The following is a 15550-nucleotide window of genomic DNA, read 5'->3' as shown; positions in this document are numbered from 1 at the left end:
TTCATCGTCAGCCACGGCTGGTTCATGCAATGAAGCCGCACGCCCGCACCGAAAAGCAGGCCGTCGATGCGGCGGACCTGCAACACGAAGCCGGCGCACCGGCCCCCGCGCGGTCGCTGCCGTACGAAACGATCGCGCTCGTCCTGCAGGGCGGCGGCGCGCTCGGCGCGTATCAGGCCGGCGTGTTCGAAGGGCTGCACGAGGCGGGCGTTCCGCTCGACTGGATCGCGGGCATCTCGATCGGCGCGCTCAACACCGCGCTGATCGCCGGCAATGCGCCCGAGCATCGCGTCGAGCGCCTGCGCGAATTCTGGGAAACGATCTGCCAGCCGGCGTTCTTTCCCGCGATTCCGGCCGCGTTCGAATTCGCGCTGTTCAACAGCATCGACCAGGTCCGCACGTTCTTCACCGCGTCGCAGGCAGCCAGCGCGATGATGCAGGGCCAGCAAGGATTCTTCGTGCCGCGCTTTCCGCCGCCGCTGCCGGGCGTGGCCGATCATCCGGAAAAGATCAGCTGGTACGACACGTCGCAACTGCGCGCGACGCTGCTGAGGCTGTGCGACTTCGACCGGATCAATTCGGGCGAGACGCGCGTGTCGGTCGGCGCGGTCAACGTCGGTACCGGCAACTTCGTGTACTTCGACAACTCGCGCATCCGTCTCGAGCCCGAGCATTTCATGGCGTCCGGTGCGTTGCCGCCCGCGTTCCCGCCCGTCGAGATCGACGGCGAGTACTACTGGGACGGCGGTGTCGTGTCGAATACGCCGCTGATGGAAGTGCTCCGCGCCCGGCCGCGCCGCGACACGCTCGCGTTCCAGGTCGATCTGTGGAGCGCGCGCGGGCCGCTGCCGCGCACGATGGCCGACGTGGCCGAGCGCACGAAGGACGTGCAGTATTCGAGCCGCACGCGTTTCGTCACCGACACGCTGCAGCGCGAACAGCGCTACCGCAACGTGCTGCGCCACGTGCTCGAACAGGTGCCGGAAGAGCAGCGCAAGAACGACCCGTGGTGCGTCGAGGCTGATGCGATGTCGAGCGGGAAGAAGTACAACATCCAGCACCTGATCTACCAGCAGAAGGCGTACGAGCACCACTACAAGGACTATCAGTTCGGTCTGTCGACGATGCGCGACCACTGGTCCGCGGGTCTCGACGACATCCGCAAGACGCTCGCAGTGAAGGACGGCCTCGCGCTGCCCAACAACGACGCGGGCTTCGTCACGCACGACATTCACCGCCGCCGGTAATGCCGTGTCCGGCGGCCCGGCGCGATGCATGCGCCGGGCCGTTCTCTTTTCCGATTCGACATGCCGATTTTCATTGCGCTATTCGCGCTCATCGCAATTGGATGGGGCGCGGTTCACCTGTTTCACGTCATCGCCGCGCAGTTCGGCCAGCCGGTCGCGATCGCGGCCGCCGTGCTCGCCGCCGCCATCGCGATCGCACTGGTCGCGTGGTGGATCAAGCGCCGCCGCGACATCGCACCGAATACGAAGGAAGACGGCTGGACGCACATCGTGCATCGCGCGTGGGGCGAGTTGCGGCTTTCCGCGACGCAAGGGCTGCTGTGGCTGTCGCATGACGGCGCAGACGGCCGCTATACGCTGTCGCAGCTCGACGGCTGCCAGGCCGCGCCGATCGGCGGCCGCTGGCATCTCGTCGTGCGCGTGCGCGACGCCGTACCCAGCGAATGGAAGCTGCCGATGACCGACAAGCGCGATGCGCAGCGCTGGGCGCGCGTGCTCACGCTCGCGAAGGACAACCGGCTCTGAACGACGCGCGTCCGACCCGCACGGGCCGCCGCGCCGCGATCCGCTATCGCGCGCCGAGCAGCGCATCGAGCACGTGCTGCGTCGCCCGTTCGACCGGGCCGGCGCGATGGGCAATACCCAGCTCGCGCCACAACGCCGGGCGTAGCGGCCGCATGACGATGCGCGCATCCGGCAGCGGCGCACCGGCCTCGTGCGGCAGCAGCGTCGCACCGTAGCCTGCGGCGACCAGGCTCTTGATCGCATCGTTGTAGTTGAGCTCGATCCGCGGCTCGGGCCGGTGGCCGCCGAGCGCGAACCATTCCGTCGTGAGCCGTGACAGGCGCGTCGTCGCGTCGTTGAGAATCAGCGGGCGCGCAGCCAGATAGGCCGGCGTCACGCGTGCCGGAAGCCGCCAGTCGGCGGGCAGGAAGGCCATCACCGGATCGCGCCGCCATGCGCGGATCGACAGCCCCGCGACCGGCGCCTGCGGCAGCGCGACCAGCCCGACGTCGAGCGTGCCCTGCGCAATGCGCGCCAGCGTGTCCTGCGACGTGAGCACCGCGATCTGCACATCGATATCCGGATGCTGTTCGCGCAGCCGCGCCACCGCCTGCGGCAGCAGGTGTGCGATCGCACCGGTCGACGCGCCGAGGCGCACCCGTCCGGTCAACCCCTGCACCTGCCGCTGCACGTCGTCGAGCGTGGATTCGACCTCGGCCAGCAGGCGTCGCGCCCGTTCGACCAGCACTTCACCGATCGTCGACGGCCGCACGTTTCCGCGCGTGCGGGACAGCAGCGGCGCGCCGACGCGACTTTCCAGTTCGGCAATATGAAGACTGACGGTCGGCGGTGCGAGATGCAGCCATTGCGCCGCCGCGACAAAGGATCCGTGGTCCGCGATCGCGACCAGCGTACGCAGGCGGTCGAGACTGATCTCGCGCATCAAACACCTCTCGTTCAGGAAAGCTGAATCGGATGGTCAGTAAATTCAACTTTTCCTATTCTATGCGCCGGCGGACGATACGGCTTTCCCCCGACGACCGAACGCGAGGAACACGACCATCATGAGCTTCCCCACTGTCTTCATCGACGGCGACCAGGGCACGACCGGGCTGCTGATTCACGAGCGCCTGCGCGAGCGCACCGACGTGCGGGTGCTCACGCTTCCGGCAGCCGAACGCAAGGACCCCGCACGACGTGCCGACGCGCTCAACGCATGCGATATCGCGATCCTGTGCCTGCCCGATGCGGCCGCGCGCGAAGCGGTCGGCTTCATCCGGAACCCGGCGGTGCGCGTGATCGATGCGAGTTCCGCTCATCGCACGCAGCCCGAATGGGTCTACGGCTTTCCCGAGATGGCCGACGGACACGCGCAGAATATCGCGCACGCGAAGCGCGTCACCAATCCGGGCTGCTACCCGACGGGTGCGATCGGCCTGCTTCGCCCGCTGCAACAAGCCGGCCTGCTGCCGCGCGACTACCCGGTGAGCATCCATGCGATCTCCGGCTACTCGGGGGGCGGAAGGGCGGCCGTCGATGCATTCGAATCGGCTGACGCCGACGCGCGCGCGCTGCCGCTGCAGGTGTACGGCCTCGCACTCGAGCACAAGCATGCCCCCGAGATCGCGCTGCACGCCGGGCTCGCGCACCGCCCGTTCTTCGTGCCGGCCTACGGTGCCTATCGACAGGGCATCGTGCTCACCATACCGATCGAGCTGCGCCTGCTTGCGGCCGGCGTGACCGGTGAGCAACTGCATGCCTGTCTCGCGCACCATTACGCCGTCGCGCGTCACGTCGACGTCACGCCGCTTGCCGACGCGCACGCGATCACGCATCTCGATCCGCAAGCGCTGAACGGCACCAATGACCTGCGGCTCGGCGTGTTCGTCAACGAAGCGCGCGGCCAGGTGCTGCTGTCCGCCGTGTTCGACAATCTCGGCAAAGGCGCATCGGGCGCAGCCGTGCAGAATCTCGACCTGATGCTCGGTGCGTCGAGCGTGGCGTGAGTCTTCCGCAGGCATCGTCGGAGTCCGGTCCGGCAAGCGGATCGGCGTCGCATCCAGCGCTGCGTCGGTGCCTGCGCACGCCTCCCGCAAAAGCTCACCTTTAGCCGAATTCAGGCCGTATCGTCAGCCGCTGCGGCATTCGAGGCGGCGAGCGTCTCCGCCAGAAAGTCCACGCACACGCGCACCTTCGCCGACGCCGCGACGCGCTCCGGATATACGGCCCAGATGTTCGCGGGCTGGATCGCGTCCGGCAGCACGCGGCACAGTTCACCGCGCTCGATCAGCGGCGCAGCCTCCCAGATCGAACGCAACACGATCCCGCGTCCGGCCAGTGCCCATTGCACGGCCACCTCGCCATGGTTCGTCGACAGCGCGCCGCCGACCTTCACCGTGACCGTCTCGCCGCGCACGTTCAGCCGCCATACACCGAACGGATGGTCGCGCTCCTTGATTGCAAGACAATCGTGCGAAGCAAGATCCGCGAGCGAGCGCGGCGTGCCGCGTCGTGCGAGATAGTCGGGCGACGCGCAGAGCACGCGATGGTTCGCGGCGAGGCGGCGCGCGATCAGATGATCGGCGATCTCGTCGCCGATGCGCACGTCGAGGTCGTAGCCTTCGCCCGCGACGTCGACGAGCCGGTCGAACAGATCGAGCCGCACGTTCAGTTGCGGGTAGCGCGCAATGAAGTCGAGCAGCGCCGGCGCGACGACGTGCCGGCCGAAGCCGAAGCTGCTGGAGATGCGCAGCGTGCCGCGCGGCACCGTGCGGGTGGTCGACACGTCCTCGACGAGATGATCGACGTCGTCGAGAATCTTCTCGGCACGCGCGAACACGCGTTCGCCGGCCTCCGTGACGGTGACGCGGCGCGTCGAGCGATGCAGCAGGCGCGTCCCGAGCTGCGCCTCGAGCAGCGCGATGCGCTTGCTGACGTACGCGGGCGACACCGCGAGCTGCTCGGCGGCCGCGCTGAAGCTCGTCAGGCGGACGACCAGGCTGAACACGCGCAGGTCGTCGAGATTCGGCGATTTATTCACGATTCGTGGAAAGTCGATTAACCTTTCGTGCGATTCTAATCCAGATGGAAATAAATAGAATGGCGTGACAGGCCGTTGCCTCCCCGCAGCCGGCCAACCAGCCAAGGAGATTTGCATGACCGACAAGACCTACAGGATTGCCGTGATCCCCGGCGACGGCATCGGCCGCGAAGTGATGCCCGAGGGCCTGCGCGCGCTCGCCGCCGTGACCGCGCGCTTCGGCATCCGCTTCGATTTCGTCGAGATCGACTGGGCGAGCTGCGACTACTACGCGCAGCACGGCAAGATGATGCCGGACGACTGGAAGGCGCAGCTGTCGGGCATGGACGCGATCCTGTTCGGCGCGGTCGGCTGGCCCGCGACGGTGCCCGATCACATCTCGCTGTGGGGCTCGCTGCTGAAATTCCGCCGCGAATTCGACCAGTACATCAACCTGCGGCCCGCGCGCCTGTTCGACGGCGTGCCATCGCCGCTCGCCGGCCGCCGCGCGGGCGACATCGACTTCATGATCGTGCGCGAGAACACCGAGGGCGAATATTCGTCGGTGGGCGGCACGATGTTCGAGGGCACCGAGCGCGAAGTCGTGATGCAGCAGTCGATCTTCACGCGGCACGGCACCGAGCGCGTGCTGAAATTCGCGTTCGAGCTCGCACAGCGGCGCGCGAAGCGTGTCACCGTCGCGACGAAGAGCAACGGCATCGCGATCAGCATGCCGTGGTGGGATGCGCGTGCGGCCGACATGGCCGAACGCTATCCGGAGATCGCCGTCGACAAGCAGCACATCGACATCCTGTGCGCGCGCTTCGTGCTGCAGCCGGACCGCTTCGACGTCGTCGTCGCGTCGAACCTGTTCGGCGACATCCTGTCGGATCTCGGGCCGGCCTGCACGGGCACGATCGGCATCGCGCCGTCGGCGAACCTGAACCCCGACCGCACGTTCCCGTCGCTGTTCGAGCCCGTGCACGGTTCGGCACCCGACATCGCGGGGCAATACATCGCGAACCCGGTCGCGATGATCTGGTCGGCGGCGATGATGCTCGACTTCCTCGGCAACGGCGCGGGCCGCGAACGTGAAGCGCACGACACGATGATCGCCGCGATCGAGGACGTGCTGCGCACAGGGCCGCATACGCGCGATCTCGGCGGCAACGCAGGCACGCAGGAAGTGGGCGAGGCGGTCGCCGCGCGGATCGCGGGCTGAAGCGCGAGGGTGATGCCCGGCGCGCGCCGGGCATCACTTCATGAATCGCTCGGCGGTGAGCAACGCACGACGCGTTTGCGCACTCGTGCAGATTCCTCGGCGGCCTGCATGGTGAAGTCGATCCGATCGGTGAGATGCACGTCACGCGCGCGCACACCGATCGTCGACGCTTCACCAATGCGATCGGTGAGATGCATCACGCGACGAAGCACACCGCTGCATGTCGACATGCGTGCTTTACCCGTGCGATGCCGCGTCGACCTGCTCGAAGCACACAGGCCGACACGACATTTCATCGCGTCCCGAAAAATCTCACCTCAGCGTAGCAACTCCCGAATTTCCTCACCATTGGACCGCGGTGATGCGTTCGCCGCTCCGCTGAATCGACGTGAACCTCACAGCCCGAGGTCGGACAGCCCCGGATGATCGTCCGGACGACGACCGAGCGGCCAGTGATAAAGACGGTCGGCCTCGCGAATCGGCAGATCATTGATGCTCGCGTGACGATGCGCCATCAGGCCGTTCTCGTCGAACTCCCAGTTCTCGTTGCCGTACGAGCGGAACCAGTTGCCCGCATCGTCGTGCCATTCGTACGCAAAGCGCACCGCGATGCGATTGCCGTCGAACGCCCACAGCTCCTTGATCAGACGGTAGTCGAGTTCGCGCGCCCACTTGCGCTGCAGCAGCCCGACGATCTCGTCGCGGCCCGTCACGAACTCGGCACGATTGCGCCACCGGCTCTGCGGCGTATAGGCGAGCGACACGCGCTGCGGGTCGCGCGTGTTCCACCCGTCCTCGGCGGCGCGCACCTTCTGGCGCGCCGTTTCGAGCGTGAAGGGCGGAACGGGCGGGCGGACTTCGGGGGAATCGGACATGAGTTGCTCCTGTTCAGGTTCTGGCCGCGAACGAACGCAGCCGGTTCGGATTCGCTGCGTCGCCTACCGCGACACGGTATCGAGCAGCAGTTCGGCCGTCGCGCGCGCATCGCGCGCGGCGTTTGCATCGCCGCTGACGAGCGCCACGCCGATCGCGCCGTCGATCAGCACGAGCCACTGGCGTGCGATGCGCGCAAGCCCGCGACGCTCGATGCCGGCTTCGTCGGCATACGCATCGAAGCGCTCGCGCACGAACGCCAGCAACCGTGCCTTGTGTTCGCGCGCGACGACACGCACGGGATCGTCGGCATCGGGGATCTCGCCCGATGCGTTCAGGAACGCGCAGCCGTGAAAATCGGGCTGCCCGAACCAGTCGCGCAACACGTCGAACATGCCGAGCAGCTGCGTGCGCGGCGCCTTGCCGCGCGCCAGCGTGGCGTCGACGAACCAGCGCATCCAGCGTTCGTCGCGACGCTCGAGCGCGGCGACCACCAGCGCCTCTTTCGATTCGAAATGCGAATAAAAGCTCTTTCGTGCCGCGCCGGAGCGCTTGACGATCGCATCGACACCCGTTGCATGGATGCCGCCCGAATAGATCAGCGCTTCGGCCGCGTCGAGCAGCCGGTCGCGAACGCCCGGTTCGCCGGAGGAGTCGTGAGGTGTATTCATGGGTTTACGGTAGAACGATCGTTCTCCGTCGTCAATACCCATGTGAAAGGCCCTGTCGGTGAGAGGGCTGATGCGCGGCCTGGCGGCGCGCGTTTACGACATTTTTTCTTGAAGCCGATACGGGACGCTCACTACACTTCGGTCACCCTGTCTGGGCACAAGGACATCATGCAGCGACCGGAATCCGCGCGCCCCGCGCGCGCCTATGCGGCTTATGCGAAGCGGCTCGACGGCCGCGTCGTCGTGCGGCGCTTCGATCCGCGCAGCGATTCGTACGACGCACTGACCGCGCTGCTGCATCGCGCGTTCGCGCCGCTCGGCGCACTGGGCTTCAATTGCCCGGGCGTCGATCAGCCGGCGTCGGCGACGCGCGAACGCATGCTCACCGGCGAGTGCTTCGTCGCGCTCGGCAACGCGCATCTGGTCGCGACGATGACGCTGCAGTCGCACGATCCCGACTCCCGCTGCGATCCGTATCGCAGCCGGCGCGTCGCGACGCTCGGCCAGCTGGCCGTCGATCCCGTCTGGCAGGACCGCGGCATCGGTCGTTCACTGCTCGCGTTCGCACAGCATCGGGCCGCCGCGCGCGGCGCGACGCACCTGGCGCTCGACGCGCCGCATGCGGCGGTTCGGCTCATCGATTTCTATCGTCGCGAAGGATTTCAGCCGGTCGACGTGATGCGTTTTCCGGGGCACAACTACGACAGCGCGATCCTGTGCAAGGCCGTCAGCATCGCGAACGACCGCATGCGCGCGGTCGGCACGATGCAGATCGAGGTCGCACGGCAAGCCGGTGCGGCGACATGAGACACGAGGTGCCGAAGCGCGACGACGGCGACGATCGCACCCGGCTCGACGCCTGGCATGCCCGCGTGCGTGCCGCTCTGCGGCTGCGCGGCGTGATGAAGCTGACGATCGTCACGATCGCGGTCGCGCAGGCGCTTGCGTTCGCGTTCGAAAGCCTGCTGGTTGCGGCCGGATTCGCGCCGGACGCCGCGACGGTGCTGCTGTTCCGCTTCGTGACGTGTGCGCTCGTCAGCTTCTGGCTGCAGGCCGATGCATTGCGTGCGTATCAGTATGCGGCGCAGCACGGGTTCATCACGATTCCCGGCACGCATGGCGATCCGGTCGACATTGCGCCTCAATGCCCAAAGCGCTGGCTAGTCGTGTTGAATCTTCAGCTCGAACCGCGATGGATGAAGGGTGAACGGAGCAAGTAGTGATCTGCGCACCGTTGGACGCCGTGCGCCATGCGCATGAGTGAGTCGCAACGAGGTTTGCGGGCTCACGGTTGATGTTCCGGTTCGGTTCGGCGCCGCATGCGGTGCGTCGCGAACGATCACCCGGCCAGCGAAGTAGCAACTCATGTGGAAGGGCGTGGAAGGGACTAAGCGAAGCGGAGGCAGACAGGTGAAGCGAACGTGCGCTTGCAATTCACCGATGCCGAATCGCGTCGCGATTCGGCGCACAAACACATCTCCCGAATATTCTCACCTCAAGCGTTGAATCACGCGCTTCGGTGCGACGGTACGCACGTAAACGAAAGCGGGGCAGGCGGCCAACATGCCGCGCTGCCCCGCCTCGACACTCGACTCAGGCCGTCCAGTCGAGAATCACCTTGCCGCTTTCGCCGGACAGCATCGCGGCGAAGCCTTTCTCGTAATCGTCGGCCGCGAAGCGATGCGTGATGATCGGCGACAGGTCGAGGCCGCTCTGCAGCATCGCGACCATCTTGTACCAGGTCTCGAACATCTCGCGGCCGTAGATGCCCTTGATCTCGAGGCCCTTGAAGATCACCTGGTTCCAGTCGATCGCCGTCTGCGCGGGCGGGATGCCGAGCAGCGCGACCTTGCCGCCATGGTTCATCGCCTCGAGCATGCTCGTGAACGCGCTCGGCACACCCGACATCTCGAGACCGACGTCGAAGCCTTCGGTCATGTGCAGGTCGGCCATCACGTCGCGCAGCGACTCGCGTGCGACGTTGACCGCGCGCGTCGCGCCCATCTTGCGCGCGAGCTCGAGCCGGTAGTCGTTGATGTCGGTGATCACGACGTTGCGCGCGCCGACGTGCTTCGCGATCGCGACGGCCATGATGCCGATCGGGCCCGCGCCGGTGATCAGCACGTCCTCGCCGACGAGGTTGAACGACAGCGCCGTGTGCGTCGCGTTGCCGAACGGATCGAAGATCGACGCGAGATCGTCGGAGATCTCCGGCGGAATCTTGAACGCGTTGAACGCCGGGATCGCCAGATACTCGGCGAACGCGCCTTCGCGGTTCACACCGACACCGACCGTGTTGCGGCACAGATGCCGGCGCCCCGCGCGGCAGTTACGGCAGAAACCGCACGTGATGTGGCCTTCGCCGGACACGCGATCGCCGATCGCGAAGCCGCGCACTTCCTGCCCCATCTCGACGATCTCGCCGACATATTCGTGACCGACGTGCATCGGCACGGGAATCGTCTTCTGCGCCCAGTCGTCCCACTTCCAGATATGGATGTCGGTGCCGCAGATCGCCGTGCGGCGGATCTTGATCAGCACGTCGTTGTGGCCGACTTCGGGACGCTTCACGCGCGTGAGCGTCAGGCCGGGGCCGCGTTCGAGCTTTGCCAGTGCTTTCATGGTCGCGCCTCCGTCAGATGATGCCGAGCGACTTGCCGACGCGCACGAACGCGGCGACCGTCTGGTCGATCTGCTCGGGCGTATGCGCGGCGCTCATCTGCGTGCGGATGCGCGCGCGGCCGCGCGGCACGACGGGGAACGAGAAGCCGATCACGTAGACGCCTTCGCCGAGCAGCTTGTCGGCCATGTTCGTCGCGAGCTGCGCGTCGCCGAGCATCACCGGAATGATCGGGTGTGCGCCGGGCACGAGCGTGAAGCCCGCTTCGGTCATCTGCTGGCGGAACCGCGCGCCGTTCTCGCGCACGCGCTCGCGCAGCTTCGCGCCTTCGTCGCTGCCGAGCAGTTCCAGCACCTTCAGCGATGCCGCGGCGATGCTCGGCGTGAGCGTGTTCGAGAACAGGTACGGGCGCGAGCGCTGGCGCAGCAGCTCGATCACCTCGCGACGCGCGGCGACATAGCCGCCCGATGCACCGCCGAGCGCCTTCCCGAGCGTGCCCGTGATGATGTCGACGCGGCCTTCGACGCCGCAGTACTCCGGCGTGCCGCGACCGTGCGTGCCGATGAAGCCGACCGCATGCGAATCGTCGACCATCACGAGCGCGCCGTAGCGATCGGCGAGATCGCAGATGCCTTTCAGGTCGGCGATGATGCCGTCCATCGAGAACACGCCGTCGGTCGCGATCAGCTTGTGGCGCGCGCCGGCCGCGTCGGCTTCCTTGAGCTTCGCCTCGAGGTCGGCCAGGTCGTTGTTCTTGTAGCGGAAGCGCTTCGCCTTGCAGAGGCGAATACCGTCGATGATGCTCGCATGGTTCAGCTCGTCGCTGATGATCGCGTCGTTCTCGTCGAGCAGCGTCTCGAACAGCCCGCCGTTCGCGTCGAAGCAGCTCGAATAGAGGATGCTGTCCTCGGTGCCGAGAAACGCGGCCAGCGCGCTTTCCAGTTGCTTGTGGACGGTTTGCGTGCCGCAGATGAAGCGGACCGATGCCATGCCGAAGCCGTCCTGGTCGAGGCCGGCCTTCGCCGCCGCGATCAGGCGCGAATCGTTCGCCAGACCCAGATAGTTGTTCGCGCAGAAATTGAGCACGCCGGCACCGCCGGCGAGCCGCACGGCTGCCGCCTGGGGACTCGCGATCTCGCGCTCGGTCTTGTAAAAACCGTCCGCGCGGATCTGGTCGAGCGTCCCGCGCACCTGGGCGAGAAAGGCATCACGCATCGCAAAGCTCCTGACAGGGATTCGCATTCCGCGGCGCACCGCTCGTGGCGGCGGCGCAACGGCCTGCTACTGTTATAGTCGGTCGTTCGGTTGACCGCGTTTATCCGATATTCCGAACTAGAATTCGAAATATCGAACAACTCTAAGCGAACGGAATCCAAATGGCAAGTTCCTCCGGGCCGCGGCGCACGCCTGCCGGCGCCGCGCCGCAGCCGCCGGCCATCACGCCGCCGCGTGTGGGCGAGCAGATCCAGCGGCTGCGCAACGAGCGCAAGCTGACGCTCGACGACCTGTCGCGCGCGGCCGGCGTATCGAAATCGATGCTCTCCGAGATCGAACGCGACAAGGCCAACCCGACGATCGCCGTTGCGTGGCGGCTGACGAATGCGCTCGGCATCACGCTCGACGAGCTGTTCTCGCAGCCGAAGGCGCCCGAGACGATCCGGGTGGACGGCCCGCACGACATCCCGACACTCGCCGGCCACGACGGCCGGTACCAGTTGCGCGTATGGGGCCCGATCGACCTCGCCGGCAAGTTCGAGTGGTACGAACTGACGCTGCCGGGCGGCGGCGCACTGGTGTCGAACGCGCACGAACCCGGCACGCGCGAGCACCTCACCGTGCTGCAGGGCGCGATGGAAATCGAGGCCGCAGCGGCCAGCCGGCGCCTGAAGGCGGGCGACACGGCACGCTACCCGGCCGACGAGCCGCATGCGATCCGCAACCCCGGCAAGGCCGAAGCGCGTGCATTGCTGATCGTGATCCATCGCTGACGACGCGGATAGTCGGCCGAAAGGTCAATCGCAGGCCAGTTGCGGAAAATACTGTATGTTTGTACAGTATACGGACATTCCGCCATGCACGGGCCGGAGCCGGCGCACCGAGGCGCCCGTCCCGGTCGACAGGAGCCTGCAATGACAGAAGAACAAGATTTGGCCGCGCTCAGCTTCAAGGCTGCCGCGCATGATCTCGAGCTGATCGTCCGGCATATCGCCGGGCGCTACATCCGCCAGCGCGTGCCGCTCACGTGGCGCCTGCTGCACGCGATCGAAGCCGAGGCGCTCGCCGATCTCGGCTTTGCCAGCCGGCACGACGCCGGCATGCGTCAATTATTCGAACGGCCGTCGGACATGACGTTTCCCGAAACGGACGATCCGATCGACTTCGGGCGCTCGAATGCGCTGCCCGCCGTCTTTTCGTTCGCGGTCCTCGCGTACGAGGCCGCGGCAACGTCGCACGGCACGGCACCCCGCGAGCGCGCTCACCGTCAGTCCAAGGCGTGGGGCGACTGACGGCCAGGCTCCGGCCGCGGCGCACGGCGGCCGGTTCAGTCCCTTGCTGCCCGACATGTTGCGGAAAGGGCTACCATATACGCAACTAACGGAATTAACACCATGTCCCTTCCCGCCTCTCCCGACACCGCTGCACGCCCGGAAGAAAAGGATCTGTTCGACCGCGGTGCGTCCGACTGGATCCTCTCACCCGAAACCGCGTTCGACGCGTGGCTCGCGATGCAGGACTATCGCCGTTCGTCAGCCGACGTCTATCGCGCGCAATGGGGCGCCTTTCTCGCGTGGATGCGTGCGCATCAGAAGAATCTGGCCACGGTCGACACGGCCACCATTGCAAACTTCGTCGGCGAACTGCCGATCAAGAAGACGCAGCGCATGCGCTATTTGCGGCTGATCGAGCGTGTGCTCGATCACATCCGGCGTACCGAATACGCATCGACCAACCCGGCCCGTTTCATTGCTCAGGATGGCGAAGCGAACTGGCGCCAGGCACGCGACAACGAGCCGACCGGTTTCCTCACGCCGGCCGAACGCGCGACGTTGCTCGCCTATCTGTTCTCACCGATCGGCGTATCGGGTTCCGCGTACTGGAAAGAGCGGCGCGACCGCGCGCTCGTTGCCGCGTTTCTCGGTGCCGGCATCAAGACCGGCGAAGCGCGTGCCCTCACCATTAGTTGCATCAATACGACCGGCACGTCATTGCAGATCGAGTCGACGCATCCGGATTACGCGCGCGAAACCCATCTGGCCTCGTTTGCAATCGCGCTGCTCGAAGCATGGCTGACCGAGCGCAAGCGCCAGGAGATCCCGGGAGAACTCGTATTCCCCGCATCGCATGCCGGGCGGCCGATGCACAAGGCCACAATGCTGCGCGCGATCGACGCGATCGTCGAATCGGCCGGGCTCACGTCGTCGCGCACCGCACGCGCGAGCCCGCAAACGCTGCGCAATACCTATGCGGCCGAGCTGTTCGAACATGACGTGCCGCCCGAGCGCGTCGGCAAATGGCTGGGCTTCATGCGGCCGATCTCGTCGAACCGCCTGCATCGCGCGTGGAAGAACTGGCGCGATGGCTTGGCCGACCACAACGGTGACGCGACCGACAGCGACGAAACTCACTGATCCTGATGCGGCTGCTCACGCGATACCATCCGTGAGCAGCCTTGCGTGGCGCAGCCTCACCGTTCCACAGCTCCCGAAAAACCTCACCTCAAGCGTCCCGAATCGTCTCACCTGTGCGGGTGCCGCCGATCTCCGGGTCAGGAATGCGCAAAGCGCGCGACGGCTTCGAACCGCGACGGCCACGCGCCCGAAGCGTGTTCGCATTCCGGGCACGCCACTTCAAATCCTTCGTCACCGTGCGACAGTTCCGGCTCCCCATCGCAATGCGGGCACCGGGCCGGCACCGGAATATCGTGATCCAGCGCGGTACCGATCGCGGAAAACGCTTCCGCATCCAGTTGCCCGGCATCGGCCAGGCGCCGGATCAGCGCAGCGATTTCCGGATTCATCCCTCGGCTCGCACGTAACGAACTCACGTCGCGCGTCGCACGTTCCAGTTCATCGCCCTGCGTACGCAACTGTTCTTCGAGCCGATCCGCGCGGGCCTTGGCCGAACTCAATTGCTGCAGGAAATCGAATTCCTTGCGCTGAACGTCGCGCAAGCCACTCTGGTAGGTCGACGCCATGCTGCGCAACGAATCCAGCTCGACCAGCATCGGTTTCACGCGGCGCTCGGCTTCGGCCACGGCGTCCTTGATTTGCTGCGCGTAGTGCTCCGTGCGTTGCTGCAATTCAGCTTGCAATGCATCGATGCGGTCGCGAAGCGTCGCGTTTTGCGCCTGCTCGGTGTCGATACGGGCCGCTGCCGCGGCGAGTTCCTTCTCCAGTCGGGCGACTGTGGTGAGTAACGTCGCTTCGCTTGCCGAACCGTGTGTCGATTGAGACGCGAGTTGAACCTCGAGTTCGGTCACGCGGGCCTGCAGCTGTTCGTTTCGGGTTTCGCCGCGGGCGAGCGCCGCTTCGAGCGTTTCCTGGCGGACGGTTGCGTCGCGCAACCGCTGCTCGGCGTCGGCCACGCTGGCCCGAACCTGTTCGCGATCGCTATCGAGACTGTCGCGAGCTGCTTTCAGTGCTTCTTCATAGAGTGCACCGAGCAAGGCGCCGGCTTTTTCCTCGACGGCCTTCGGGATGGCTGCTCCGTCGAGCCGGATCTTGGACGCGGAACGGATGCGCTCCCAGAAATGGTCGATATCTTTCGGAATGTCGCTGGCGCTGCCGGTCTGGGTGAGATCGCGAACGTTGGCGGCCGACGGACGGATGCCGAGATCGAAGAACAAACGCTTGCAGGCATGCAGCGACAATTCCTGACGGCGTGCACCGCTGGCACGCAGCGATTCCAGTTCGTCGCGAATGACTTGGCGCATTTCGTCCAGGGTCATGACAGTGCTCACAGACATTGAAATGTGGCAATCATAACGAAATACGTATTTCTTGATACTTGTTTTGTGCGGACGTGGTGAATTTACGTCGCTTCGCACAGAAATCGGATCTGTGAGCCGATCTGGTCGACTGTGCTCAAGGATTCCGTGAAACAAAGCGAAGAAAGTCAGCCAAGTCTTTGTCTTACAAGCGTTTTCTTGCAGACCCCGAATTTCGGCGTTTGTTTCACATGACAACGGATCCCGTTGCCTGTGGGTGTTCAGGGGTTGGGGTGTCTGTGGAAAACTCGTCAGCCGATGTCTTGAGAGTATTAGAAGTAAACACCCTTGAACCCTTAGTTAAAAACGTTAACGCCACGGCACAGCCTTACGTAGCAAGGCTTTCCGGCCGACAAGGTGAAGTTTTACGGGAGCCAAGGTGATCTTCTGCGGGAGCTGACGTGATG

17 protein-coding genes are annotated in these 15550 nt (G+C 65.7%); 9 read left to right on the top strand and 8 right to left on the bottom strand.

The genetic code is table 11. The features are described 5' to 3' along the window. The first annotated feature begins 29 nt into the window (after positions 1 to 29). Both U5798_RS09520 and U5798_RS09515 read left to right on the top strand, forming a co-directional pair. On the top strand, positions 30 to 1247 hold the full coding sequence (locus U5798_RS09520) for a patatin-like phospholipase family protein (RefSeq protein ID WP_185658147.1): 1218 nt from the start codon (positions 30 to 32) through the stop codon (positions 1245 to 1247). Positions 1248 to 1307: 60 nt separating this feature from the next. Continuing rightward, a complete protein-coding gene (locus U5798_RS09515; protein WP_322081886.1) occupies positions 1308 to 1772 on the top strand; it encodes a signal peptide protein in 465 nt (154 codons plus the stop codon). Positions 1773 to 1815: 43 nt separating this feature from the next. On the opposite strand, the gene U5798_RS09510 is transcribed toward U5798_RS09515, so the two are convergent. Continuing rightward, positions 1816 to 2694: a LysR family transcriptional regulator gene (locus U5798_RS09510; RefSeq protein WP_124450664.1), complete on the bottom strand. Its 879-nt coding sequence runs from the start codon at positions 2692 to 2694 to the stop codon at positions 1816 to 1818. Between the two features lie 121 nt (positions 2695 to 2815). Here U5798_RS09510 and argC point away from each other — a divergent pair, with 121 nt between their 5' ends. Continuing rightward, positions 2816 to 3757 (top strand): N-acetyl-gamma-glutamyl-phosphate reductase, encoded by a 942-nt coding sequence (gene argC / locus U5798_RS09505; RefSeq protein WP_322081885.1) that lies wholly within the window; start codon positions 2816 to 2818, stop codon positions 3755 to 3757. Positions 3758 to 3867: 110 nt separating this feature from the next. On the opposite strand, the gene U5798_RS09500 is transcribed toward argC, so the two are convergent. Then, positions 3868 to 4791: a LysR substrate-binding domain-containing protein gene (locus U5798_RS09500; protein ID WP_322081884.1), complete on the bottom strand. Its 924-nt coding sequence runs from the start codon at positions 4789 to 4791 to the stop codon at positions 3868 to 3870. A gap of 115 nt (positions 4792 to 4906) precedes the next feature. Between U5798_RS09500 and U5798_RS09495 the strand changes: the two genes are divergently transcribed. Beyond that, complete coding sequence (locus U5798_RS09495; RefSeq protein WP_124450670.1) at positions 4907 to 5992, top strand: tartrate dehydrogenase; 1086 nt, start codon at positions 4907 to 4909, stop codon at positions 5990 to 5992. Positions 5993 to 6030: 38 nt separating this feature from the next. Here U5798_RS09495 and U5798_RS09490 read toward each other — a convergent pair whose 3' ends face one another. From U5798_RS09490 to U5798_RS09480, 3 genes are all read right to left on the bottom strand, one after another. Further along, positions 6031 to 6192, bottom strand: a complete 162-nt coding sequence (locus U5798_RS09490) for a hypothetical protein (RefSeq protein WP_322081883.1) — start codon at positions 6190 to 6192, stop codon at positions 6031 to 6033. A gap of 195 nt (positions 6193 to 6387) precedes the next feature. Continuing rightward, positions 6388 to 6867 (bottom strand): DUF1348 family protein, encoded by a 480-nt coding sequence (locus U5798_RS09485; RefSeq protein ID WP_124450672.1) that lies wholly within the window; start codon positions 6865 to 6867, stop codon positions 6388 to 6390. A gap of 63 nt (positions 6868 to 6930) precedes the next feature. After that, entirely contained in the window at positions 6931 to 7536 is a 606-nt protein-coding gene (locus U5798_RS09480) for a TetR/AcrR family transcriptional regulator (protein WP_322081882.1), read from the bottom strand. A 168-nt stretch (positions 7537 to 7704) separates the two neighbouring features. Here U5798_RS09480 and U5798_RS09475 point away from each other — a divergent pair, with 168 nt between their 5' ends. Both U5798_RS09475 and U5798_RS09470 read left to right on the top strand, forming a co-directional pair. Then, complete coding sequence (locus tag U5798_RS09475; RefSeq protein ID WP_322081881.1) at positions 7705 to 8343, top strand: GNAT family N-acetyltransferase; 639 nt, start codon at positions 7705 to 7707, stop codon at positions 8341 to 8343. Continuing rightward, a complete protein-coding gene (locus tag U5798_RS09470) occupies positions 8340 to 8756 on the top strand; it encodes a hypothetical protein (protein ID WP_322081880.1) in 417 nt (138 codons plus the stop codon). The genes U5798_RS09475 and U5798_RS09470 overlap by 4 nt, the downstream gene beginning before the upstream one ends. Before the next feature lie 373 nt (positions 8757 to 9129). Here U5798_RS09470 and tdh read toward each other — a convergent pair whose 3' ends face one another. Together tdh and U5798_RS09460 are read right to left on the bottom strand one after the other, a co-directional pair. Continuing rightward, positions 9130 to 10158 carry an L-threonine 3-dehydrogenase gene (gene tdh / locus U5798_RS09465; protein ID WP_047902093.1) on the bottom strand — a complete coding sequence of 343 codons (1029 nt, stop codon included), beginning with the start codon at positions 10156 to 10158 and terminating at the stop codon, positions 9130 to 9132. Between the two features lie 13 nt (positions 10159 to 10171). Beyond that, a complete protein-coding gene (locus U5798_RS09460) occupies positions 10172 to 11371 on the bottom strand; it encodes a glycine C-acetyltransferase (protein WP_124450682.1) in 1200 nt (399 codons plus the stop codon). 161 nt (positions 11372 to 11532) lie between these two features. Between U5798_RS09460 and U5798_RS09455 the strand changes: the two genes are divergently transcribed. The 3 genes from U5798_RS09455 to U5798_RS09445 all read left to right on the top strand — a co-directional run bounded on the left by U5798_RS09455 (position 11533) and on the right by U5798_RS09445 (position 13785). After that, positions 11533 to 12144 (top strand): helix-turn-helix domain-containing protein, encoded by a 612-nt coding sequence (locus U5798_RS09455; protein ID WP_124450684.1) that lies wholly within the window; start codon positions 11533 to 11535, stop codon positions 12142 to 12144. A 141-nt stretch (positions 12145 to 12285) separates the two neighbouring features. Then, positions 12286 to 12663, top strand: coding sequence for a DUF2471 family protein (locus tag U5798_RS09450; RefSeq protein WP_124450686.1), 378 nt, complete (start codon positions 12286 to 12288; stop codon positions 12661 to 12663). Between the two features lie 102 nt (positions 12664 to 12765). Next, a complete protein-coding gene (locus U5798_RS09445) occupies positions 12766 to 13785 on the top strand; it encodes a tyrosine-type recombinase/integrase (RefSeq protein ID WP_124450688.1) in 1020 nt (339 codons plus the stop codon). Positions 13786 to 13922: 137 nt separating this feature from the next. On the opposite strand, the gene U5798_RS09440 is transcribed toward U5798_RS09445, so the two are convergent. Further along, positions 13923 to 15104 carry a DNA-binding protein gene (locus U5798_RS09440; RefSeq protein ID WP_124450690.1) on the bottom strand — a complete coding sequence of 394 codons (1182 nt, stop codon included), beginning with the start codon at positions 15102 to 15104 and terminating at the stop codon, positions 13923 to 13925. Between the last annotated feature and the right edge of the window lie 446 nt (positions 15105 to 15550).

Origin of the sequence: Burkholderia sp. BCC1972 (genome assembly GCF_905339605.1) — a bacterium.
Classification (GTDB): domain Bacteria; phylum Pseudomonadota; class Gammaproteobacteria; order Burkholderiales; family Burkholderiaceae; genus Burkholderia.
The sequence above is the reverse complement of the archived record's forward strand: the minus strand, read 5'-3'. Positions and strand labels throughout refer to the sequence as shown.